General features: G+C 70.9%; 23 protein-coding genes and 1 pseudogene. 15 read left to right on the forward strand and 9 right to left on the reverse strand.

Features of this window, described 5'->3' with window-relative positions; genetic code table 11:
• Positions 1 to 58 precede the first annotated feature (58 nt).
• The 11 genes from BHU15_RS26965 (at position 59) to BHU15_RS27010 (ending at position 11,847) form a co-directional block, all read left to right on the forward strand.
• Positions 59 to 1,348, forward strand: a complete 1,290-nt coding sequence (locus tag BHU15_RS26965) for an extracellular solute-binding protein (protein ID WP_079128404.1) — start codon at positions 59 to 61, stop codon at positions 1,346 to 1,348.
• Positions 1,349 to 1,364: 16 nt separating this feature from the next.
• A complete protein-coding gene (locus tag BHU15_RS26970) occupies positions 1,365 to 2,339 on the forward strand; it encodes a carbohydrate ABC transporter permease (RefSeq protein WP_079128405.1) in 975 nt (324 codons plus the stop codon).
• A complete protein-coding gene (locus tag BHU15_RS26975; RefSeq protein WP_209269148.1) occupies positions 2,336 to 3,190 on the forward strand; it encodes a carbohydrate ABC transporter permease in 855 nt (284 codons plus the stop codon). Before BHU15_RS26970 ends, BHU15_RS26975 begins: the two co-directional genes overlap by 4 nt.
• Before the next feature lie 68 nt (positions 3,191 to 3,258).
• Positions 3,259 to 4,728, forward strand: coding sequence for a glycoside hydrolase family 3 N-terminal domain-containing protein (locus BHU15_RS26980; RefSeq protein ID WP_069629565.1), 1,470 nt, complete (start codon positions 3,259 to 3,261; stop codon positions 4,726 to 4,728).
• Positions 4,725 to 5,903: an N-acetylglucosamine-6-phosphate deacetylase gene (gene nagA / locus BHU15_RS26985; RefSeq protein WP_209269147.1), complete on the forward strand. Its 1,179-nt coding sequence runs from the start codon at positions 4,725 to 4,727 to the stop codon at positions 5,901 to 5,903. Before BHU15_RS26980 ends, nagA begins: the two co-directional genes overlap by 4 nt.
• A 369-nt stretch (positions 5,904 to 6,272) precedes the next feature.
• A complete protein-coding gene (locus tag BHU15_RS26990) occupies positions 6,273 to 7,511 on the forward strand; it encodes a MurT ligase domain-containing protein (RefSeq protein WP_023543260.1) in 1,239 nt (412 codons plus the stop codon).
• 49 nt (positions 7,512 to 7,560) lie between these two features.
• On the forward strand, positions 7,561 to 8,289 hold the full coding sequence (locus tag BHU15_RS26995; protein WP_069629566.1) for a type 1 glutamine amidotransferase: 729 nt from the start codon (positions 7,561 to 7,563) through the stop codon (positions 8,287 to 8,289).
• A gap of 138 nt (positions 8,290 to 8,427) precedes the next feature.
• Positions 8,428 to 9,453, forward strand: coding sequence for a 6-phosphofructokinase (locus tag BHU15_RS27000; RefSeq protein WP_023543258.1), 1,026 nt, complete (start codon positions 8,428 to 8,430; stop codon positions 9,451 to 9,453).
• Between the two features lie 126 nt (positions 9,454 to 9,579).
• Entirely contained in the window at positions 9,580 to 10,530 is a 951-nt protein-coding gene (locus BHU15_RS27005; RefSeq protein ID WP_069629567.1) for a cytochrome c oxidase assembly protein, read from the forward strand.
• Between the two features lie 79 nt (positions 10,531 to 10,609).
• Positions 10,610 to 10,774 (forward strand): hypothetical protein, encoded by a 165-nt coding sequence (locus BHU15_RS40390; protein ID WP_023543256.1) that lies wholly within the window; start codon positions 10,610 to 10,612, stop codon positions 10,772 to 10,774.
• A gap of 101 nt (positions 10,775 to 10,875) precedes the next feature.
• A complete protein-coding gene (locus BHU15_RS27010) occupies positions 10,876 to 11,847 on the forward strand; it encodes an NADP-dependent oxidoreductase (RefSeq protein ID WP_255293228.1) in 972 nt (323 codons plus the stop codon).
• Between the two features lie 27 nt (positions 11,848 to 11,874).
• Here BHU15_RS27010 and BHU15_RS27015 read toward each other — a convergent pair whose 3' ends face one another.
• Positions 11,875 to 12,345 carry a DUF2000 domain-containing protein gene (locus BHU15_RS27015; RefSeq protein WP_069629568.1) on the reverse strand — a complete coding sequence of 157 codons (471 nt, stop codon included), beginning with the start codon at positions 12,343 to 12,345 and terminating at the stop codon, positions 11,875 to 11,877.
• A gap of 73 nt (positions 12,346 to 12,418) precedes the next feature.
• Between BHU15_RS27015 and BHU15_RS27020 the strand changes: the two genes are divergently transcribed.
• Positions 12,419 to 12,919, forward strand: a complete 501-nt coding sequence (locus BHU15_RS27020) for an Lrp/AsnC family transcriptional regulator (RefSeq protein ID WP_069629569.1) — start codon at positions 12,419 to 12,421, stop codon at positions 12,917 to 12,919.
• A gap of 118 nt (positions 12,920 to 13,037) precedes the next feature.
• Here the strand turns inward: BHU15_RS27020 and rpsN are convergent, their stop codons facing one another.
• The gene (rpsN, locus tag BHU15_RS27025) at positions 13,038 to 13,343 is read right to left on the reverse strand and encodes a 30S ribosomal protein S14 (protein WP_069629570.1); all 306 of its coding nucleotides are present in this window, start codon (positions 13,341 to 13,343) and stop codon (positions 13,038 to 13,040) included.
• Positions 13,343 to 13,579, reverse strand: coding sequence for a 50S ribosomal protein L28 (gene rpmB, locus BHU15_RS27030; RefSeq protein WP_023543251.1), 237 nt, complete (start codon positions 13,577 to 13,579; stop codon positions 13,343 to 13,345). Before rpmB ends, rpsN begins: the two co-directional genes overlap by 1 nt.
• Before the next feature lie 56 nt (positions 13,580 to 13,635).
• Between rpmB and rpmG the strand changes: the two genes are divergently transcribed.
• From rpmG to BHU15_RS27045, 3 genes are read left to right on the forward strand one after another with little or no spacing between them, the layout of a single operon-like run.
• Entirely contained in the window at positions 13,636 to 13,800 is a 165-nt protein-coding gene (rpmG, locus tag BHU15_RS27035) for a 50S ribosomal protein L33 (protein ID WP_023543250.1), read from the forward strand.
• Between the two features lie 48 nt (positions 13,801 to 13,848).
• Positions 13,849 to 14,109 (forward strand): type B 50S ribosomal protein L31, encoded by a 261-nt coding sequence (locus BHU15_RS27040; RefSeq protein ID WP_069629571.1) that lies wholly within the window; start codon positions 13,849 to 13,851, stop codon positions 14,107 to 14,109.
• Positions 14,106 to 15,272 (forward strand): GTP-binding protein, encoded by a 1,167-nt coding sequence (locus BHU15_RS27045; RefSeq protein ID WP_069629572.1) that lies wholly within the window; start codon positions 14,106 to 14,108, stop codon positions 15,270 to 15,272. Before BHU15_RS27040 ends, BHU15_RS27045 begins: the two co-directional genes overlap by 4 nt.
• 71 nt (positions 15,273 to 15,343) lie before the next feature.
• Here the strand turns inward: BHU15_RS27045 and BHU15_RS27050 are convergent, their stop codons facing one another.
• From BHU15_RS27050 to BHU15_RS40395, 6 genes and pseudogenes are all read right to left on the reverse strand, one after another.
• Positions 15,344 to 16,501, reverse strand: coding sequence for an SPFH domain-containing protein (locus BHU15_RS27050; RefSeq protein WP_069629573.1), 1,158 nt, complete (start codon positions 16,499 to 16,501; stop codon positions 15,344 to 15,346).
• 48 nt (positions 16,502 to 16,549) lie between these two features.
• Positions 16,550 to 16,771 carry an NfeD C-terminal domain-containing protein gene (locus BHU15_RS27055; RefSeq protein ID WP_023543245.1) on the reverse strand — a complete coding sequence of 74 codons (222 nt, stop codon included), beginning with the start codon at positions 16,769 to 16,771 and terminating at the stop codon, positions 16,550 to 16,552.
• Positions 16,772 to 16,888: 117 nt separating this feature from the next.
• Positions 16,889 to 17,347, reverse strand: a complete 459-nt coding sequence (locus tag BHU15_RS27060; RefSeq protein WP_069629574.1) for a hypothetical protein — start codon at positions 17,345 to 17,347, stop codon at positions 16,889 to 16,891.
• 42 nt (positions 17,348 to 17,389) lie between these two features.
• A complete protein-coding gene (locus BHU15_RS27065; protein WP_069629575.1) occupies positions 17,390 to 17,797 on the reverse strand; it encodes a cupredoxin domain-containing protein in 408 nt (135 codons plus the stop codon).
• Between the two features lie 38 nt (positions 17,798 to 17,835).
• A complete protein-coding gene (locus BHU15_RS27070; RefSeq protein ID WP_069629576.1) occupies positions 17,836 to 18,441 on the reverse strand; it encodes a COG4315 family predicted lipoprotein in 606 nt (201 codons plus the stop codon).
• A gap of 184 nt (positions 18,442 to 18,625) precedes the next feature.
• Positions 18,626 to 18,928 (reverse strand): annotated as a pseudogene (locus BHU15_RS40395) (hypothetical protein); the annotation flags it as partial.

The following is an 18,928-nucleotide window of genomic DNA, read 5'->3' on the forward strand; positions in this document are numbered from 1 at the left end:
CGGCCGACCCGACCCCCCGCACCAGGCACGACGAGCAGATGGCAGAAGGGTGACAACGATGAATCGATCACGGACCCGGTGCGCACTCGCGGCGATTCCGGTTCTCGCGCTCACGCTGACCGCGTGCGGCGGTGGCGGGGTGGCGAAGTCCGACTCCGACAACAAGCTGACCATCTGGATGATGACCGGCGGTCCCGGCGACAACCCGCTGATCAAGGAGGCGACCGCCGAGTTCAAGAAGGACCACCCGGACATCGCGGTGGACATCGAGATACAGCAGTGGGACGGGGTGGCCACCAAGATCACCACGGCGCTGGCCAGCGGCAACCCGCCGGACATCGTGGAGATGGGCAACACCCAGACCCCGCTGCAGACCTACTCCGGCGGCCTCGCCGATCTCACGGACAGCAAGAAGTCCTTCGAAGGCTCCGCCGACTGGCTCGCCGGTCTCTCCGGTCCCTCCGAGTTCGACGGCAAGCTGTACGCCACGCCGCTCTACGGCGGCACCAAAGTGGTCATGTACAACAAGAAGATGTTCGCGGACGCGGGCATCACCTCGCCGCCGAAGACGCTCGCCGAACTCCAGGAGAACTGCGGCACCCTCGCCGACGCGAACAAGGACACGGCCAACTTCTCCGGCTTCTACGTGCCCGGCCAGTACTGGTTCAACGGCATGCCCTTCCTCTTCGCCAAGGGCGGCAAGGTCGCCTCGCAGAAGGACGGCAAGTGGCAGGCGGAGATGTCCTCGCCCGAGAACCAGGCGGGACTCAAGGCGTGGAAGTCCTTCCAGAACACCTGCTCCACCCCCTCGTCGGTCGGCGTCAACACCGACAGCCCCGACCAGGACCAGCTGTTCGCCGACGGCAAGGCCGCCATGGCGTACGTCAAGGCGTGGGAGCCGGCGGCCGTCATCGAGAAGAACCCGAAGATGAAGGACAACATCGGCTTCTTCGCGCTGCCGGGCTACACCGAGTCGAGCGCGATGCCCGTGATCGTCTCCGGGTCGACCATCGGTATCGCCGCGGGCAGCCCCGACCGGGACGCTGCCGAGGACTGGCTGCGGATCGTCACCGGGAAGAAGTTCCAGCAGAAGATGGCGCTGGAGCTGAACCTGCTGCCGATATCGCCGTCGTTCACCCCGGCCGGTGTGCCCGAGCAGCTGACCGTCGCCTCGCAGGCCAGCAAGGTGAGCCAGCCGCTGCCCAACAGTCCGGGCGAGGCGACGCTGGAGACCGAGCGCTACAACGAACAGTTCTTCTCGAAGATCGCGAGCGGTGCGGACATCGCGTCGTCGTCGGCCGCGTACGACAAGCACGCGACGGACGCCTTCAACTCGCTGAGCGACTGACACCCCTGGACGCCTGATGGCACTCACTGAGAAGCACCGTCCGGTGCGCGCGCCGGACCGGGGCCGCCGCACCGGGCCACCCGGCCCGCGCCGCAGGGCGCGGCGGCCCGGGATGCTCCCCTGGGCGATGCTCGCCCCGGCGCTCGCCGCGCTCCTGCTGATCCAGGGCTATCCCCTGCTTCGGCTGCTGACCCTGTCGACGCGGGAGTTCGGCCCCCGGTCGCTGTTCACCGGGCAGTCGGACTTCATCGGCCTGGACAACTTCACCCGGATCTTCACGGACGCCGACTTCCTGGCGGTCCTGCTGCGGACCGTGGTGTTCACGCTGGTGTGCGTGACGCTGCTGATGGTCCTGGGATTCCTGATCTCGCATCTGCTGATGACGATCTCGCCGTGGGCCCGCGTCGTCACCACCGTGTGTCTGGTGCTGGTGTGGGCGATGCCCATGGTGGCGGCGACCCTGGTCTGGCAGTGGATGTTCCAGCCGCAGTACGGCGTCGCCAACTGGCTGCTCACCCAGCTCCGGGTGTTCGGGGACATGTCGGTCTACGACTGGTTCTCCCATCCCACCCAGGCACTGGGCCTGATCATCCTGCTGACGGTCTGGAAGGGTCTGCCGTTCGTGGCGCTGACCCTGTTCGCCGCCCGCGGCCAGATATCCGAGTCCCTGTACGAGGCGGCCCGCCTCGACGGTGCGGGGACGCTCCAGATGTTCCGCCACATCACCATTCCGATCATGCGGCCCGTCCTCGCGATCCTCACCATCCTCGAAGTGATCTGGTCGGTGAACTCGTTCACCCCGATCTGGGTGCTGACGCAGGGCGGCCCCGACGGGGCGACCACCACGCTCGGCGTGTACGCGTACATCACCGCCTTCAGCCGTAACGAGTACGGCAGCGGCGCGTCGGTCGCGGTGGTGACCGTGGTGATCCTCGCCCTGTTCTCCGTCGCCTACGTACGCAGGCTGTCCCGGCAGGGAGATGTCGTATGAGCGCCACCAAGACGTCACCGGGCACGCCCGCGCGCCGACGTCGCTCGGTCAACAACACGATCGCGATGGCCGTGTCCGCCGTGATGGTGTTCCCCGTCTACTGGATGGTGGCCACCGCGCTCAAGGAGCGCTCGGACATCCTCAGCGCGGTACCGAAGTTCATCCCCTGGCCGATCAGCCTGGAGAACTTCACGCGGGCGCTGGACAAGCCGGGCTTCTGGACGTTCGTCCGCAACTCCCTGACGGTGACGGTCTCCTCGGTCGTCCTGTCGCTGGTCATCTCACTGTTCGCGGCGATCGCGATCGCGCGGTTCCGGTTCGCCGGCCGCAAGGCGGTGCTGACCGTCCTGGTGCTGGTGCAGATGGTCCCGGCGGCGGCGATGGTCATCCCGGTGTATCTGATGCTCCGGTCCGTCGGCGGTCTGGACTTCCTGCCGGGCCTGGTCTTCACGTACATGACCTTCGTGCTGCCGTTCACGATCTGGACGCTGCGCGGGTTCGTGGACGGGGTGCCCGTGGAGCTGGAGGAGGCCGCGCTCGTGGACGGGTGCGGGCGGTTCCAGATGTACGTACGGGTGCTGCTGCCCCTGCTGATGCCGGGCATCGTGGCGACCTCGATCTTCGCCTTCGTCAACGCGTGGGACGACTACATCTTCGCCTACGTGATCATGAAATCGCAGGACAACTACACGCTGCCGGTCTGGCTCGTGTCGTTCAAGACCTCGGAGAGCGTGGACTACGGCGCGATGATCGCGGCCTCCACCATCTTCTCCATCCCCGTACTCGTCTTCTTCCTGCTGGTGCAGCGCCGTCTCGTGGGCGGCATGACCAGCGGCGCGGTCAAGGGCTGAGGCCCCGGTACATCCCGTATCCCGTACGACCGCGACGACGACCGAACACCAAGGTGAGGAATCGAAAAATGACCGAGCTGTCCCGGCTCGCCCACGGCGTGCTGTTTCCCGCGCTCGGACGCAGGACCGTCCCCAGGTGGGCGCGCGCCCGGGTCGAGGAAGGACTCGGCGGCTTCGTCCTGTTCGGCAAGGACATCGCCGACGCCGAGCAAGTGCGGGAGCTGACCACGGCTCTGCACGGCCTGCGCGACCATGTGCTGCTCTCCGTCGACGAGGAGGGCGGCGACGTCAACCGGCTGGAGGACCACGGCGGTACGTCCGTACCGGGCAACCATGCCCTGGGCCGTCTCGACGACCCCGACCGGACCCGTGAGTCCGCCTACCAGATCGGCCTCTCGCTGGTGGAGGCCGGCATCGACTGGGACCTGGCCCCCGCCGTCGACGCGGCCGTCAACCCCCTCTCCCCCAACGGCATCCGCACCTTCGGCGCCGACCGCGCGCTGGTCGCCAAGCACGCGGCGGCCTGGGTCGAGGGGCTCCAGGCCGCCGGGGTGAGCGCCTGCGCCAAGCACTTCCCCGGCCACGGCCTCAGCTCCACCGACGCGCACCTGGGCACACCCACCGTGGATCTGTCCCGGCAGGAACTGGTGGAGCACTATCTGGACCCGTTCCGCGCGGCCATCGCCGCCGGGGTCGACAGCATCATGGTGTCGCACGTCCATCTCAGCCAGCTGGACGACGTCCCCGCCACCATCAGCCCCGCCGTACTCACCGGGCTGCTCCGCGACGAGCTGGGCTTCGACGGTGTCGTCATCACCGACGCGCTGGAGATGCGCGGCATCGCCGACGTGGCGAGCCTGCCCGACGCGGCGGTGCGGGCGATCGCGGCCGGCGCGGACGCGCTGTGCCTGGGCGCGTGGGCGTTCGGCGACGACGTGGACGCGGCGGCCGCCGCGCTGGTGGCCGCCGTGGAGAACGGCACCCTGCCGCTGGAGCGGCTGCGCGAGGCGAACGCCCGTCTCGCCAAGCTCGGCACCCGGCCGCGCGCCACCGGTGTCCCGCACGACGACACCGTCGGCGAGCAGCAGGCCCGCGACGTCCTGGAGGTGAGCGGCGACGCCCGGCTCAAGGGGAACCGGGCCCTGGTCGTACGGCTCGACCCGACGCACTCGCCCGCGCAGGGCGGCGCCTCCTGGGGCGTGGAGGCGCCGCTGCGCGCGGCGGGCATCGAGGTCGAGGCGCTCGCGGTGGCGGGTGACACGTACAACGCCGAGGGCATGATCAAGGCCGAAGTCGGCCTGTATCTGGACGAGTTCGGGCCCGACGCCGATGTGGTGCTGCTGGTACGCAGCTCGCACCGGTTCCCCTGGCAGCGGCCGGTCCTGGACGACCTGCTGGAGCGCTTCCCCCGGTGCGTCGTGGTCGACATGGGCGTGCCGGGCGACGACTTCGGCGGCTCCCGCGGATGGGTACGTACGTTCGGCGCCTCGCGGGTGTGCGCGAAGGCGGCGGTGGGCGCGCTGCTGGGCACGCGGTGAACGCGGGCCGTCCGGTGCCGGACGCGTCCGGGGGCGGGCGGCTGTTCACCGGTGGCAGGTTCGTGACACCGGACGCCGGTGTCACGGCCGGGTGGCTGCTCGTACGGGACGGCCTGATCCACTCGCTGGGGACCTCGGGCCCGCCCGAGGTGCCCGACGAGGTGGTGGAGCTGGGTGGCCGGCTCGTCGTGCCGGGGTTCGTGGATCCGCACTGTCACGGCGGCGCCGGTCACTCGCTCTACACGGGTGACCCCGCCGCCGTACGGGGGGCGGCGGCGGGGCATCTCGCGCGGGGGACGACCACGATGCTGGCGTCCGTCGCGACGGTCGAGCCGCCCGCGATGGAGGCGGCGGTACGCGCGATCGCCTCGGTCGTCGACGACGGGTCGGCTCCCAACCTGGTGGGCGTCCACTTCGAGGGGCCGTTCCTGTCGCCCGCCCGGCGCGGCGCCCAGACGCGCGGCGCGCTGCGCGCCCCGGACCCGGAGCTGCTGGCCCGGCTGCTGGCGGCGGCTGGCGGGCACGCCAGGTCGCTGACCGTGGCGCCGGAGCTGCCGGGCGCGCCGGAGCTGATCCGGCGGTACGCGGACGAACTGGTGTGCTGTCTGGGCCACACCGACGCGGACGCGGAACGGTTCGCGCGGGCCGCCGACCTCGGCGCCCGCGCGGTGACGCACCTGTTCAACGCGATGCCCCCGCTGCACCACCGGGAGCCCGGCCCGGTCGCCGCCGCGCTGCTGGACCCCCGGCTGGTCTGCGAGCTCGTCCTGGACGGGCACCACTTGGCGGACGACACCGTACGGCTGGCGCACCGGATCGCGGGCCCCGACCGGCTGATGCTGGTCAGCGACGCGATGCCGGCGGCGGGCATGCCGGACGGGGAGTACGCCTTCGCGGACCGCGAGGTGACGGTCACGGGCGGGGTCGCGACGCTGCGCGGCACCGACACACTGGCCGGCTCCACGCTGTTCGTGGCGGAGGCGTTCCGCAGGGCCGTCGGCACGGTCGGCCTCCCACTGGCGGACGCCGTCCGGATGACGTCGGGCACGGCCGCCCGGCTGCTCGGTCTGCGTGACCGGGGCGAGCTTCGTCCCGGTCTGCGGGCCGACCTGGTCGAGCTGGACGCGGCCCTGCGGCCCGCCCGGGTGTGGCTCAGCGGCGTGGCGGTGGGATGAACTGCCGCTGAACACCCGGCCTCCGGCGCAGATGTGAAGGACTGCCGGGGGCCGGGTGGCGGTCATGTGCGGGCCACTTGAGGCAGCTCGCGTGGCCCGCGCCGGGCGTCCCCGGTCCGTGGGCACGCCGACCGGCGGCCGAATCGGCGAGAGTGGGGGAGTACAGGCGGCGCGAAGGCCGCACAGACGTGGAAACACCCCGTTCCCCGCGCCGGAAACAGCCGCGCGGGGTCCCGGCGCTCCCGCGCGGCGCGCCGGTTCCAGGCGTACGTGTGACAACGATCAGCCGGTTCTCCGGTGCCGTGGTTCGGGCCTGTGCACGTATCTCGATAGGCTGAGGCCGGACCGACGCGAGGAGGATCAAGGACGATGGCAGGCAACACGGACCCGCTGTCGCCGCGGGCCAAGCTGGCCGTGACGGCAGGCAAGGCCGCAGCGGCGGTGTCGCGCGCTGCGGGGCGCGGCAGCGGATCGGTGATCGGCGGCAAGGTGGCGTTGCGGCTCGACCCGGATCTGCTGGCGGCTCTCGCGCAGCATCTGGACGTCGTGCTGGTGTCGGCGACGAACGGCAAGACGACCACGACACGGCTGATCGCCGAGGCCCTGCGGGCCAGCGGCCCCGTGGTGTCGAACGCACTGGGCGCGAACATGCCGGCCGGTATCACCTCCGCCCTCGCGGGCGGTTCGGACGCCAGGTACGGCGTCATCGAGGTGGACGAGAAGTACCTCGCCGGAGTCGCGCGCGACACCACCCCCAAGGCGATCGCCCTGCTCAACCTCTCCCGCGACCAGCTCGACCGCGCCGCCGAGACCCGCATGCTGGCCGAACACTGGCGCGAGGGCCTGGCCGGCACGAAGGCCGTGGTCATCGCCAACGCCGACGACCCGCTGATCGTGTGGGCCGCGTCGTCGTCCCCGAACGTGGTCTGGGTCGCCGCCGGACAGGAGTGGAAGGACGACGCCTGGTCATGCCCCTCCTGCGGCGGTGTGATGCAGCGACCGGGCGACGACTGGTTCTGCGGCCAGTGCGGTTTCCGCAGGCCCGCCCCGAGTTGGGCGCTGCACGGCGACCACGTCCTGGACCCGCACGGCTCGGCCTGGCCGATCCATCTCCAGCTGCCGGGCCGCGCGAACCGCGCGAACGCCGCCACCTCCGCCGCCGTCGCGGCCACGTTCGGGGTGCCCCCGCAGGTCGCCCTGGAGCGCATGTACCAGGTGCAGGCCGTCGCCGGCCGGTACGACGTGGTGTCCTTCCTCGGCCGTGACCTGCGGCTGCTGCTGGCGAAGAACCCGGCGGGCTGGCTGGAGACGTTCTCGCTCATCGACCCGCCGCCCACGCCCGTCATCCTCGCGGTCAACGCCCGCGGCGCCGACGGCACGGACACCTCGTGGCTGTGGGACGTGGACTACACCCGGCTGGCCGGTCACCCGATCTTCGTCATCGGCGACCGCAAGCTGGACCTGGCCGTACGGCTGGAGGTCGCGGGCCTGGACTTCCGTGTCTGCGCGACCGCCGACGAGGCCGTGCAGATGGCACCGCCCGGCCGGATCGAGGCGATCGCCAACTACACCTCGTTCCAGGACCTGCGCCGCCGTGTCGGAAACTGAGCCGGCCGGCCATGAACACAGACGGAGTCGGAAGAGGGGCGAGCGAGCGATGAGCGACAACAGTCTGCGGCTGGTGTGGATCTACCCGGACCTGCTGAGCACGTACGGAGACCAGGGCAACGCGCTGGTGGTGGAGCGCCGGGCCAGGCAGCGCGGTCTCGACGTCACGCGCGTCGACGTGCGCAGCGACCAGCAGGTGCCGACGTCGGGCGACATCTATCTCATCGGCGGCGGCGAGGACCGGCCGCAGCGGCTGGCCGCCGAGCGGCTGCGCCGTGACGGCGGGCTCAACCGGGCGGTGTCCAACGGCGCGATCGTGTTCTCGGTCTGCGCCGGCTACCAGATCCTGGGCCACGAGTTCGTCAACGACCTCGGTGAGCGCGAGGGCGGCCTCGGGCTGCTCGACGTGATCTCCACCCGCGGTGAGGGCGAGCGGTGTGTCGGAGACGTACTGGGCGACATCGATCCGCATCTGGGACTGCCGCCGCTGACCGGATTCGAGAACCACCAGGGCATCACCCATCTCGGCCCGACCGCCCGCCCGTTCGCGCGGGTGTCGCTCGGCCGGGGCAACGGCACGGGTGACGGCACGGAGGGCGCGTACAACGACACGGTGTTCGGTACGTACATGCACGGCCCGGTGCTGGCCCGCAATCCGCTGATCGCGGACCTGCTGCTGAAGCTGGCGCTGGACGTGAACGCGCTGCCGCCCGCGGACGACCGCTGGTACGAGGCGCTGCGCGCGGAGCGCATCGCCGCCGCGACGCAGCCGGCCTGACACCCGCCGTTCAGCCGCGGGGTGTCCAGCAGTCGGACGCCTGGTTCGGCCCCGCCACCCCGCGCCGGTAGGGTGGCGGGGATTCAGCCGGACGACGTGGTCCGGCCGTCGGCCCACGTTGCAAAGGTTCTCCGGGCAATGCGAATTGGTGTGCTCACCTCCGGCGGCGACTGCCCCGGTCTCAATGCGGTGATCCGGTCCGTGGTGCACCGCGCCGTCGTCGACCACGGTGACGAGGTCATCGGCTTCCACGACGGCTGGAAAGGCCTTCTGGAGTGCGACTACCGCAAGCTCGATCTCGACGCGGTGGGCGGCATCCTGGCCCGTGGGGGCACGATCCTCGGTTCCTCCCGTGTCCAGCCCGCGCATCTGCGTGACGGTGTGGAGCGCGCGAAGGGGCACGTGGCCGACCTCGGTCTCGACGCGGTCATCCCGATCGGCGGCGAAGGCACCCTCAAGGCGGCCAACCTCCTCTCCGAGGCCGGGCTGCCGATCGTCGGTGTGCCGAAGACGATCGACAACGACATCGCCTCCACGGATGTGACCTTCGGCTTCGACACCGCCGTCGGTGTCGCCACCGAGGCGCTGGACCGGCTGAAGACGACCGCCGAGTCCCATCAGCGCGTGCTGATCGTCGAGGTCATGGGCCGGGAGACAGGCTGGATCGCGCTGCACTCGGGCATGGCGGCCGGTGCGCACGCCATCGTCGTCCCCGAGCGGCCCTTCGACATAGGAGAGCTGGCCGAGCTGGTCGGCAAGCGGTTCTCGGCGGGCAAGCGCTTCGCGATCGTGGTGGTCGCCGAGGGCGCCAAGCCCCGTGAGGGCTCGATGGAGTTCGACGCCGGCGGCAAGGACATCTACGGTCACCAGCGCTTCGCGGGCGTGGCCAGGCAGCTCTCCGTCGAGCTGGAGGAGCGCCTGGGCAAGGAGGCGCGGCCGGTGATACTCGGCCATGTCCAGCGCGGCGGGACACCGACCGCGTACGACCGGGTGCTGGCGACGCGCTTCGGCTGGCACGCCGTGGAGGCCACGCACCGGGGCGAGTTCGGGATGATGACGGCGCTGCGCGGCACGGACATCGTGATGGTGCCGCTCGCGGAGGCCGTCGAGACGCTGAAGACGGTGCCCGCGGAGCGGTACGCCGAGGCGGAGTGCGTGCTCTGATCCACGCCCGCTGACGCTTGTACGACGAACCGCCCCCGGCCGCGAACGGCGCCGGGGGCGGTTCTAGTCTGGTTCCCGGTGCGGACACATCGCACCATTGGGGATCGTCGCAGCGGGAGAACACGTATGGATCACGGCGAGCACGGCACGATGACGGACCTGCCGCCGTTCACGCTGAGCCGCGCGCTGGAGTTCTCGCCCGACGCCTTCTTCCTCGTCGGCTGTCTGCTGGCGCTCGCGCTGTACGGCTGGGGTGTCGTACGGCTCCGTGGGCGCGGCGACAGCTGGTCACCGGGCCGCACCATTTCCTTCGTGCTCGGCGTGCTGACCGTCGTGCTGACGATGTGCACCGCGCTCAACGACTACGGCATGGTCATGTTCAGCGTGCACATGGTGCAGCACATGGTGATCAGCATGGTCTCCCCGATCCTGCTGCTCCTGGGCGCGCCGGTGACCCTGGCGCTGCGGGCGCTGCCGGTCGCGGGCCGGGGCCGCAAGGGGCCGCGGGAGCTGCTGCTGGCGTTGCTGCACAGCCGGTTCATGCGGTTCGTGTCGCATCCCGCCTTCACGATCCCGCTGTTCATCGCGAGCCTGTACGGCCTCTACTTCACCCCGCTCTTCGACTTCCTCATGGAGTCCAAGCCGGGGCACATCGCGATGATGGTGCACTTCCTGGCCACCGGGCTGATCTTCTTCTGGCCGATCATCGGCGTGGACCCTGGGCCGCACCGGCCCGGCTATCTGATGCGGATGCTGGAGCTGTTCGCCGGGATGCCGTTCCACGCGTTCTTCGGGATCGCGCTGATGATGGCGAGCGAGCCGATGGTGCGGGCGTACGAGAATCCGCCGGCGTCGCTGGGTGTCGACGCGCTCTCCGACCAGAACGCGGCGGGCGGTATCGCCTGGGCGTTCAGCGAGATCCCGTCCGTGCTGGTGCTGGTGGCGCTGGTGTACCAGTGGTACCGGTCGGACCAACGCCAGGCGAAGCGCTCGGACCGGGCCGCCGACCGGGACGGTGACAAGGAGCTGGCCGCGTACAACGCCTACCTCGCGTCGTTGCAGACACGCGGACAGTAGCGCGGAACGCCCCTTTCGGGTGACGATGGTCCTCACGGCCACGGCTTCGGCCACGGTCACGGCCAGGAGGAGGACGCCTATGTCCGGATCCGGATCCACGAAGACGATGGGTGTGCTCACCGTCGGCGCGCTGGTGGTCGTGACGGCCTACACGGCGGCGCTGGGGAGCAACGGCTGGCTCTGGTTCGGGTGGGTGGTGCTGGGACTGGTCACGGTCGCGATGGTCGCCTCGCGCGGCAACTGAGGAGGCGGGCCGGGGACGTCCCGGCGGAGGGTCACCGCCGCCCGGGGAGTACGTTCTGGGTGTCGAAGATCCACCGCACTCATTCAGGAGACTTGACCGACATGAGCAGTGAGCCGACGATGCGCGCGATCACCCAGGACTCCCTCGGCGGCCCCGAGGTGCTGCGCCTCGCCGATCTCCCCCGGCCCCGCCCGATTCCGACCGAGGTGCAGGTGCGGGTGCACGCGGCCGGTGTGAATCCGGTGGACTGGAAGTCCCGCGAGAGCGGTGGCATCGCCGGGCTCCTCGGCGCACCGCCGTTCGTCCTGGGCTGGGACGTGTCCGGTGTCGTGACGGAGGTCGGCTTCGGTGTGCACACGCTGAAGGTGGGCGACGAGGTGTACGGGATGCCGTGGTTCCCGCGTCCGGCCGCCGCGTACGCCGAGTATGTGACGGCGCCCTCGCGGCAGTTCGCGCTCAAGCCCCGCACGGTCGGCCACGAGACGGCGGCTGCCGTGCCGCTGGCCGGGCTGACCGCGTGGCAGTCGCTGGTGGACGCGGCGGGCGTGGCGGCGGGGCAGCGGGTGCTGATCCACGCGGCGGCGGGCGGTGTGGGGCATCTGGCGGTGCAGTTCGCGAAGCACTTGGGGGCCCATGTCATCGGCACGGCGAGCGCGGCGAAGCACGACTGGCTGCGGGAGCTGGGCGCGGACGAGGTCGTGGACTACACGAAGGTCCGTTTCGAGGACGTCGTGAGCGATGTCGATGTGGTCATCGACCTGGTGGGCGAGGCGCAGGACGCGACGACGACGCGTTCCCTTCAGACTCTGCGGCCCGGTGGCACGATCGTCGCCGTCCCGTCGGGTGTCGCGCCGGAGGTGCTGGAGGGCGCCCGCGCGCGGGGGCTGAACGCGACGGCTTTCCTGGTGGAGCCGGACGGCGCCGCCCTCGGCCGGATCGCCGGGCTGATCGACGAGGGCGTGGTGCGTGTCGAGGTGGCGGACGTCCTGCCGCTGGCGGAGGCGGGCGAGGCGCAGCGCCGGGTCCGGGAGGGCCGCACGCGCGGAAAGATCGTACTGAGCGTGACGGACTGACGGACTGACGGCCTGACGGCGCGTCGCTCAGCGCAGCAGGGGCAGCTTGCCGACGAGCTTGCTGATCCTGTTGCGCGGGCCGACGAGGGCGACCGCGTGGTAGGTCAGGTCCTCGTGCTTCGTACCGGCGAGCAGGCCGAGGTACTCGTCGTAGATCCGGGACGTCTGGGCGGGCTCGGGCATGTCGGCCACGAAGACGTCCTCCTTCGCGGCGGCCTTCTCCCGCAGGGCGTGCAGGGTGGCGGTGTCGGCGGCGAGCACGGAGCAGCCCGCCCAGGGCAGCCCCGGGTGCAGGTACCCCGAGGCGTCGCGGCCGTCGTCGCCGAGCAGTCCGGGCAGGGCCTTGCCGACGGCGGCGGCCATACAGGCCGCCGCGTTCACGGCGCGCCCGGCGGGCAGGTCCGCGTCGATGACGACGACCCACTTGAGGGGGGCCTCGCGGGTGGAAAGGCCGGTCCGGGGGATGTCGTGCTGAGCGTTGTCGTTGTGAGCGGTCATGTCGCGAAACGGTAGGCAGTCATGCGTACGATGGACAGCTCCGGCGCATTTCGTACGGCCGAAGGACATCATCGTGGAACTTGATGCGCTCGACTGGGCTCTGCTGCGGGAGTTGCAGCACGATGCACGGCAGACCAACCGCGATCTGGCGGCCAAGACCGGCGTCTCCCCCTCCACCTCGCTGGAGCGGGTGAAGATCCTGCGTGAGCGGGGCGTGATCGACGGATTTCACGCGGCGCTGGATCTGGAGGCGGTGGGCCGCCCCGTACAGGCGCTGATCTCCGTACGGATCAGACCGCCGTCCCGCCCCGTCATCGAGGGGTTCCGCGAGTGGGCGGCCCAACTGCCGGAGACCATCGGCCTGTTCGTGACGTCGGGCCCGCACGACTTCCTGCTGCACGTGGCCGTCCCGAACGTCGACGGGCTGTACGCCTTCGTCATCGACCGCCTCACCGAACGCCGCGAGGTCGCGGACGTACAGACGACGATGGTCTACGAGCACGTCCAGTCCCGGTCGATCACCCGCCCCGCCGACGAGACCCGGCGCCGCGGCGCCGACCGACGGAGCTTCTAGGGCGTGTTTTGAAAGTAGCGTCGTCCGCCCGTAGGGCGGGGCTCACGACGTCTGGTGCGTGCGATCGCANNGGGACTTCGCGGACACGCCCTGGGCCCCACCGGCCGGCGCCGACCGGTCACCAGGAGGACTTGACGACCCCCGGCAGCAGTCCGGCGTGCGCCTGCTCGCGCAGCCGGATGCGGGACAGGCCGAACTTGCGCAGATGCCCGCGCGGCCGGCCGTCCACGCTGTCGCGGTTGCGCACCCTGGTCGCGCTGGCGTCGCGCGGCTGACGGCGCAGTTCGGCGAGCGCGGCGAGCCGTTCGGGCTCGGGCGTGGCGGGACGGCGGACGATCTCCTTCAGCTCCGCCCTGCGTGCGGCGTACCGCGCGACGACCGCCTTGCGCCGCTCGTTCTTCGCGATCTTGCTCTGCTTGGCCATCAGACCTTCCCTCCCCGGGCGCGGATCCGCGCCACGGCGGACTCGACGCCCATCGCGTCGATCGCCTTGATCGCCCTGGCGCTGAGCGTGAGGCGCACATACCGGCCCTCGCTCGGCAGCCAGTACCGCTTGCGCTGGATGTTGGGGTCGAAGCGCCGTGAGGTGCGCCGGTGCGAGTGGGAGACGGTGTTGCCGAAGCCCGGCCGGGCGCCGGTGAGCTGGCAGTGGGCGGACACGGGGTGACCTGCCTCTCTCGTTTTGAAAATGGAAACCATTGTCATATACTAGCGCCATGACACGCAACGAACTACGCCCGGTCATCAAGCTCCGCTCCACGGCGGGCACCGGCCACACCTATGTCACCCGCAAGAACCGCCGCAGCGATCCTGACCGCCTGGTCCTGCGCAAGTACGACCCGATCGCACGGCGGCACGTCGACTTCCGCGAAGACCGCTGACCTCCGACCTCTGACCGCAGCCACCGGAAGGCCACGAAGGACACCGTGATGAAGCCTGGAATCCACCCCGCCTACGGCCCTGTCGTCTTCCGCGACACCGCCGCGAACGTCTCCTTCCTCACCCGCTCCACCGCCACCAGCGACAAGACGGTCCGGTGGGAGGACGGCAACACCTATCCCCTCGTCGACGTCGAGATCTCCTCGGTGAGCCACCCCTTCTACACGGGCAACGCGCGCGTGATGGACACCGCGGGACGCGTCGAGCGGTTCGAGCGCCGGTACGGACAGGCCCCCGGCGGACGGGGATGACCGGACACCGGCCGGAGGGGGCCAGGCTGCCGGTCGTGCTGGTCGCCGGGATGCACGCCGACGCCCGTACGGAGGTGGTGGACCGGCTGCTGGCGGGGGTTCCCGGCAGCGTCGCCGTCCACCATGACCTGTCGACCGCGGCCCACGGCACCGTACGGCGCACCGTCAGGGACGCGGCCGGCGACCGGCCCGGCGGCGAGGCCCCCCTCGTCAACGACTGCGCGTGCTGCGCCCTGCGCGAGGACCTGGTCCCCGAGCTGGCGCGGCTCGCCGCCGACGGGGCGGCCCGGCTGGCCGTGGTCGAGCTGTGGGACTCCGTCGAGCCGAAGGCGATGGCCGAGGTCGTCGCCACGTACGGCGCGGGCGTGCTGGAGCTCACCAATGTGCTGACCGCCGTCGACCCGTCCCTCGTACTGCCCTGCCTCGCCAACGGCGACGACCTCGCCGACGCCGGCCTCGCCGCGGCGGCGAGCGACCGCAGGACGGTGGGCGACACCTGGGCGCGGCAGTTGGAGTACCCGCCCGTGCTGGTGCTGATCGACAGCCCGGTCGCCGACGACGAGGACCGCGCGCTCCTGGCCCAACTGCACCCGACCGCCCGCCAGGTGCGGGCGGACGCGCCGGAGCTGGCCGCGCTCGCGTTCGCGGGGTTCGACGTGGAGGCCGCTGCCGCCGCCCAGCATCCGGCGTGCGCGCTGCTGCCGCAGGAGGCGGACGAGGCCGGGGTCACCACCCTCGTATGGCACCGCCACCGGCCCTTCCACCCCGAGCGCCTGTACGCCGCCCTGGAGGACCTGAGCTGCGCGGCCACCCGCAGCCGGGGCCGCTTCTGGCTCGCCGACCGGCCCGACACGCTCCTCGCGTGGGAGGCGGCCGGAGGGGCGCTGTGCGTCGAGAGCACCGGGCCCTGGCTGGCCGGGCTGCCGGACGCCGCCTGGGAGATGGTGCCGCCGGTACGCCGCGCCGCCGCCTCGCTGGACTGGCATCCCGAACACGGCGACCGCTGCCAGCACCTGGTCTTCACCTCACCGGGCCTGGACCGCGAGGGGCTGGAACTGCTCCTTGAATCCTGCCTGTTGACGGACGCCGAGTACGCGACCGGGCGCGCCGGCTGGGCCCGCCTCCCGGCCACGTTCGACACACTGCTCGACCCCGCGCCCTAGGGCGTGTGTCGGGCCGGCTCCTTCGAGCCGGCCCGACATTGGCGCGTACACGTGCGTGCAGGTGCGTGCGGTCAGTTGGTCGTCTCCACCCGCGCCGGCGCCCTGCCGTTCATCTTCGACGCCTCCTGGTTCTCCTCGGGCGGTGTCCCGGGCGAACCGTCCCGCCGTTGCAGCGAGTTGAGGATGGTCATGCCCTGACCGACCAGCCCGGCCGCCACCTCGTTGACCCCGTCCGTGCCGTTGAGGACGGTGAGGTTGGAGTCCGCCAGGCCCTTCGCCGCCGCGTCGGCCAGCTCCGGGAGCACCTCCACGACACGGTTGGCCGCGAGGAGTTCCTGGTTCCCCTCCCGCAGGGAGAGGGCACGCGCGGTGTTCGCGTCGGCCTGCGCCTGGGCGAGGGTCCGCTGGCGGTACGCCTCCGCGTCCGCCGGGCGCCTGACCTCGGCCTCCAGCCGCTGGGCGGCCAGCAGCGCCTGCCGCTCGGCCAGCGCCGTCTGCTCCTCGATGACGTCCTGCGACGCCTTCGCCTGGGCCAGCGGTCCCGCCTGGGAGGCCCGCGCCCGTACCTGCTCCGTCTCCGCCTGGAAGCCGGCGCGCTTGATCGAGGTGTCCCTCTCGTACTCGGCCTTCAGCGCCTCCGCCTGCTGCTCACGCTCGGCGGCCTCCTGGTCGGCCCTGGCCGCGGCGATACGGGCCTGGCTCGCGACAGCCGCGGCGTGCGGCGCCGCCAGGTTGTTGATGTAGCCGGTGGCGTCCTCGATCTCCTGGATCTGGAGGGCGTCCACCACGATGCCGAGCTTCTCCATCTCGCTGTGGCTGCCGGCCTTGACCTCCTGGGCGACCCTGTCGCGCTCCCGGATGATCTGCTCGACGGTCAGTCCACCGATGATGGAGCGCAGATGACCGGCGAAGATCCGGCCAACCAGATCCTCCATCCGGTCCTGCTCGGCCAGGAAGCGCCGGGCGGCGTTGGCGATCGACACGGCGTCGTCGCCGACCTTGAAGACGGTGACCGCGCGTACGGTCAGCCGGATGCCCTGCTGGGTGACGCAGTCCTCGGCTATCTCCGCCTCCCGCAGCGCCAGGGACAGCATGCGGGCCTTCTGCTTGATGGGAAGAACGAAACTGCCGTGACCGGTGACTATCCGGAACTGGGTGTCCTGGACCTGCCGTTTGGAACCGGAGATGAGCATCGCCTCGTTCGGTGCTGGAACACGCCAGAACAACATGAGGGAACTCCTGTCCTACTCAACACACGCCACTTCGGACCGCGGGCTTCAGTCGGGAAGAGGCTCCACCGTCACCGAGCGGGCCGAGACACGGTCGGTGACCAGCACCCGCACGTTCATGCCGATCGGCCGGTCGGACCAGGCCGCGTACGCCTCGGAACCGCCTCGTACGGCCACCAGCACTTCCCCGGGGCCGTTCGCCGGGATCGGGACGGTGATGCGGCCCACCGCGCCCACCGGGCTCTGCGCGGAGTCATCTGTCACGGACATGGATCGTCGCCCTCACCTCCAGCGCTCAGCACGCCCCCGGTCATTTCAGGCTACTCCGGGGGCGTGCGGACGGCCGGTCGAAGGATCGTCGGCGGAGCGCCCGGCGAGCGCGGCCGGTCAGTGCAGGCGGGCCCGCCGGGGCCGGAAGATCAGCAGATACACCGTGGCGACGATGGCGACCGCCTGGGCGACGACGGTGATGACCTTGTCGTCGTACCAGAGCGGCTCGTACATGTTTGGGAAGGGTCCCCAGGCGCCGATGTTCGCGTAGCGGTAGATGAGCAGGAGCGCGAGTCCGCCGGTCGCCACCGACCACGCGAAGAGGTCGGCCGGGACCCGGCGCCAGACGAGGACGAGCAGCGCGGCCAGCGCGGCGAGGCCCGCCTCGATCCGGAAGAGGTCGCCCTGGCTGATGTCCGCGGAGACGAGGTCGTAGCGGTCGGCGAGATACGCGTGCATGTACGCGTCGACGGCGAGGCCGGCCGCGGCGAGCAGCCGGGCCGCGCCGCGCAGGTAGCGGCCGGCGCCGTCCTGCCGCGATGGCGCGGTGGGCGGGGCTGTGGGCTGGGATGACATGGAGGTCTCCATTCGCCGCGGAACGGAGCGGCCGGCCGGGGCTCACTTGACGGTGAGCGTGCCCTTCATGAACGGGTGGATCGTGCAGTGGAACGGGAAGGCGCCGGCGTTGGACGGTGCGGTGACGGTGGCGCTCTTGCCCGGCGCGATGTCACCGGTGTCGAAGGAGCCGCCCTTGTCCGCCGTGAAGGTGTGGGTGGTCGTGTCGTTGTTGACCACGGTGATCTTCGCCCCGGGAGCGACGGTCAGGGAGGCGGGCTGGAACTTGAAGTTGCTGACGGTGACCTGGGTGCCGCCACCCGCGGAGGGGCTGGCGCCGGACTTCGTCGCGCTGCTGCTGCCGCCGCCGCCTCCGCCGTCCGAACAACCCACGAGGGTGGTCAGAGCGAGGGCGCAGGCAGCGGCGGCCACGGCGACGGGGGCCCGGCCGGTGGGGAACGAGAACGGCATGGCGTCTCCGAGCGTTCGTGGTCCGGACCGGCCGATGATCAGTAACCGCCGCCGTTGTTGTTCTGGGGCGCGGTGGTGACCTTCTTGCCGTCGGGGTTCATGATGAACCACTTCGCGCCGAAGGCGTTGATGTCCTGCCCGTTGATGTCACCGGGCTTCTTGTCGCCTTCGAAGCGGTACAGGGGACGCCCGTTGTACGCCACCTGCTCGGAGCCGTCGGAGCGCTTGATCGTCTTGAGCAGATTGGCCTTGATCCCGCTGCCGGCGACCGGCTTCGACGTGACGGTGAACGGCGGCCAGGCCGTCGCGCAGGAACCCGAGCACATCGACTTGTTCGTGGTGTCCTTGTCGAACTGGTACAGCGACCGGCCCTTCTCGTCGACCAGCATCTTGCCGAAGGAGCCGTTCTTGACGTCGACCTTGGGCGATGACGACGCCGATGCCGACGACGACGCGGAGGCCGAAGCCGAAGTGGAGGACGAGGCCGCCGGGACCACGTCGACCTCATGGTTGTTGGGCTGCTCGGCCCTGTCCGAACCGCTGGCGCTGCCATGGTCGCCACCGTTGTCCGAACACCCCGCCGCCGCGGTCGCGAGCAGCAGGGCGGAGGCCAGCGCGGTGACTGTCCTGGTGTGCCGTCTCATCAGGGACTCCTCGATCGTCGGCCGCCCGTCAGGGCAGCGCGCGGCCCGCCCGATCGGGGCCGCCAGCCCCAGTGCACAACAGGGCTGACGGACCGGCCACCTGGGCGGGGCCGTCCGGAGTGCGGTCCGGACGGGACGCGGGAGTACGCGAGTGAGAGTCGGTCAGGTGCGGGTCAGGCCGGGTTCAGGATTCCTCGAAGTACCTGTCCAGCACCGCGTCGAGTTCGGCCGTCCACGCCTTGAGGCTGCTCCGGGAGGGCGCGTCGACGTCCGACTGGTAGTGCCTGCGGCCGGTGGTGTGCAGGGTGACGGTGAACCGGCGGCCGAACCGGGGGGTCTCGACCTCCACGGCGCCGATCTCGTCCCAGCCGAACTCCGCCTCGGTCTCGTCCAGCTGGAAGCGGACGCCGGTGCGGTCGGCGGTCATCGAGGCGCGGCGGTCGCTGATGTCGAAGACGGGACCGTCCTCGTCGTCGTCGGCGGTGGC

Source organism: Streptomyces niveus, assembly GCF_001723055.1.
Lineage (GTDB): Bacteria > Actinomycetota > Actinomycetes > Streptomycetales > Streptomycetaceae > Streptomyces > Streptomyces niveus.

Excerpts from the sequence above, each read along its gene's own strand:
- BHU15_RS26965 (WP_079128404.1), top strand. The coding sequence starts at position 59 with ATGAATCGATCACGGACCCGGTGCGCACTCGCGGCGATTCCGGTTCTC.
- BHU15_RS26970 (WP_079128405.1), top strand. The coding sequence starts at position 1,365 with ATGGCACTCACTGAGAAGCACCGTCCGGTGCGCGCGCCGGACCGGGGC.
- BHU15_RS26975 (WP_209269148.1), top strand. The coding sequence starts at position 2,336 with ATGAGCGCCACCAAGACGTCACCGGGCACGCCCGCGCGCCGACGTCGC.
- BHU15_RS26980 (WP_069629565.1), top strand. The coding sequence starts at position 3,259 with ATGACCGAGCTGTCCCGGCTCGCCCACGGCGTGCTGTTTCCCGCGCTC.
- BHU15_RS26990 (WP_023543260.1), top strand. The coding sequence starts at position 6,273 with ATGGCAGGCAACACGGACCCGCTGTCGCCGCGGGCCAAGCTGGCCGTG.
- BHU15_RS26995 (WP_069629566.1), top strand. The coding sequence starts at position 7,561 with ATGAGCGACAACAGTCTGCGGCTGGTGTGGATCTACCCGGACCTGCTG.
- BHU15_RS27000 (WP_023543258.1), top strand. The coding sequence starts at position 8,428 with ATGCGAATTGGTGTGCTCACCTCCGGCGGCGACTGCCCCGGTCTCAAT.
- BHU15_RS27005 (WP_069629567.1), top strand. The coding sequence starts at position 9,580 with ATGGATCACGGCGAGCACGGCACGATGACGGACCTGCCGCCGTTCACG.
- BHU15_RS40390 (WP_023543256.1), top strand. The coding sequence starts at position 10,610 with ATGTCCGGATCCGGATCCACGAAGACGATGGGTGTGCTCACCGTCGGC.
- BHU15_RS27010 (WP_255293228.1), top strand. The coding sequence starts at position 10,876 with ATGAGCAGTGAGCCGACGATGCGCGCGATCACCCAGGACTCCCTCGGC.
- BHU15_RS27015 (WP_069629568.1), bottom strand. The coding sequence starts at position 12,345 with ATGACCGCTCACAACGACAACGCTCAGCACGACATCCCCCGGACCGGC.
- rpsN (WP_069629570.1), bottom strand. The coding sequence starts at position 13,343 with ATGGCCAAGCAGAGCAAGATCGCGAAGAACGAGCGGCGCAAGGCGGTC.
- rpmG (WP_023543250.1), top strand. The coding sequence starts at position 13,636 with ATGACACGCAACGAACTACGCCCGGTCATCAAGCTCCGCTCCACGGCG.
- BHU15_RS27040 (WP_069629571.1), top strand. The coding sequence starts at position 13,849 with ATGAAGCCTGGAATCCACCCCGCCTACGGCCCTGTCGTCTTCCGCGAC.
- BHU15_RS27045 (WP_069629572.1), top strand. The coding sequence starts at position 14,106 with ATGACCGGACACCGGCCGGAGGGGGCCAGGCTGCCGGTCGTGCTGGTC.
- BHU15_RS27050 (WP_069629573.1), bottom strand. The coding sequence starts at position 16,501 with ATGTTGTTCTGGCGTGTTCCAGCACCGAACGAGGCGATGCTCATCTCC.
- BHU15_RS27055 (WP_023543245.1), bottom strand. The coding sequence starts at position 16,771 with ATGTCCGTGACAGATGACTCCGCGCAGAGCCCGGTGGGCGCGGTGGGC.
- BHU15_RS27060 (WP_069629574.1), bottom strand. The coding sequence starts at position 17,347 with ATGTCATCCCAGCCCACAGCCCCGCCCACCGCGCCATCGCGGCAGGAC.
- BHU15_RS27065 (WP_069629575.1), bottom strand. The coding sequence starts at position 17,797 with ATGCCGTTCTCGTTCCCCACCGGCCGGGCCCCCGTCGCCGTGGCCGCC.
- BHU15_RS27070 (WP_069629576.1), bottom strand. The coding sequence starts at position 18,441 with ATGAGACGGCACACCAGGACAGTCACCGCGCTGGCCTCCGCCCTGCTG.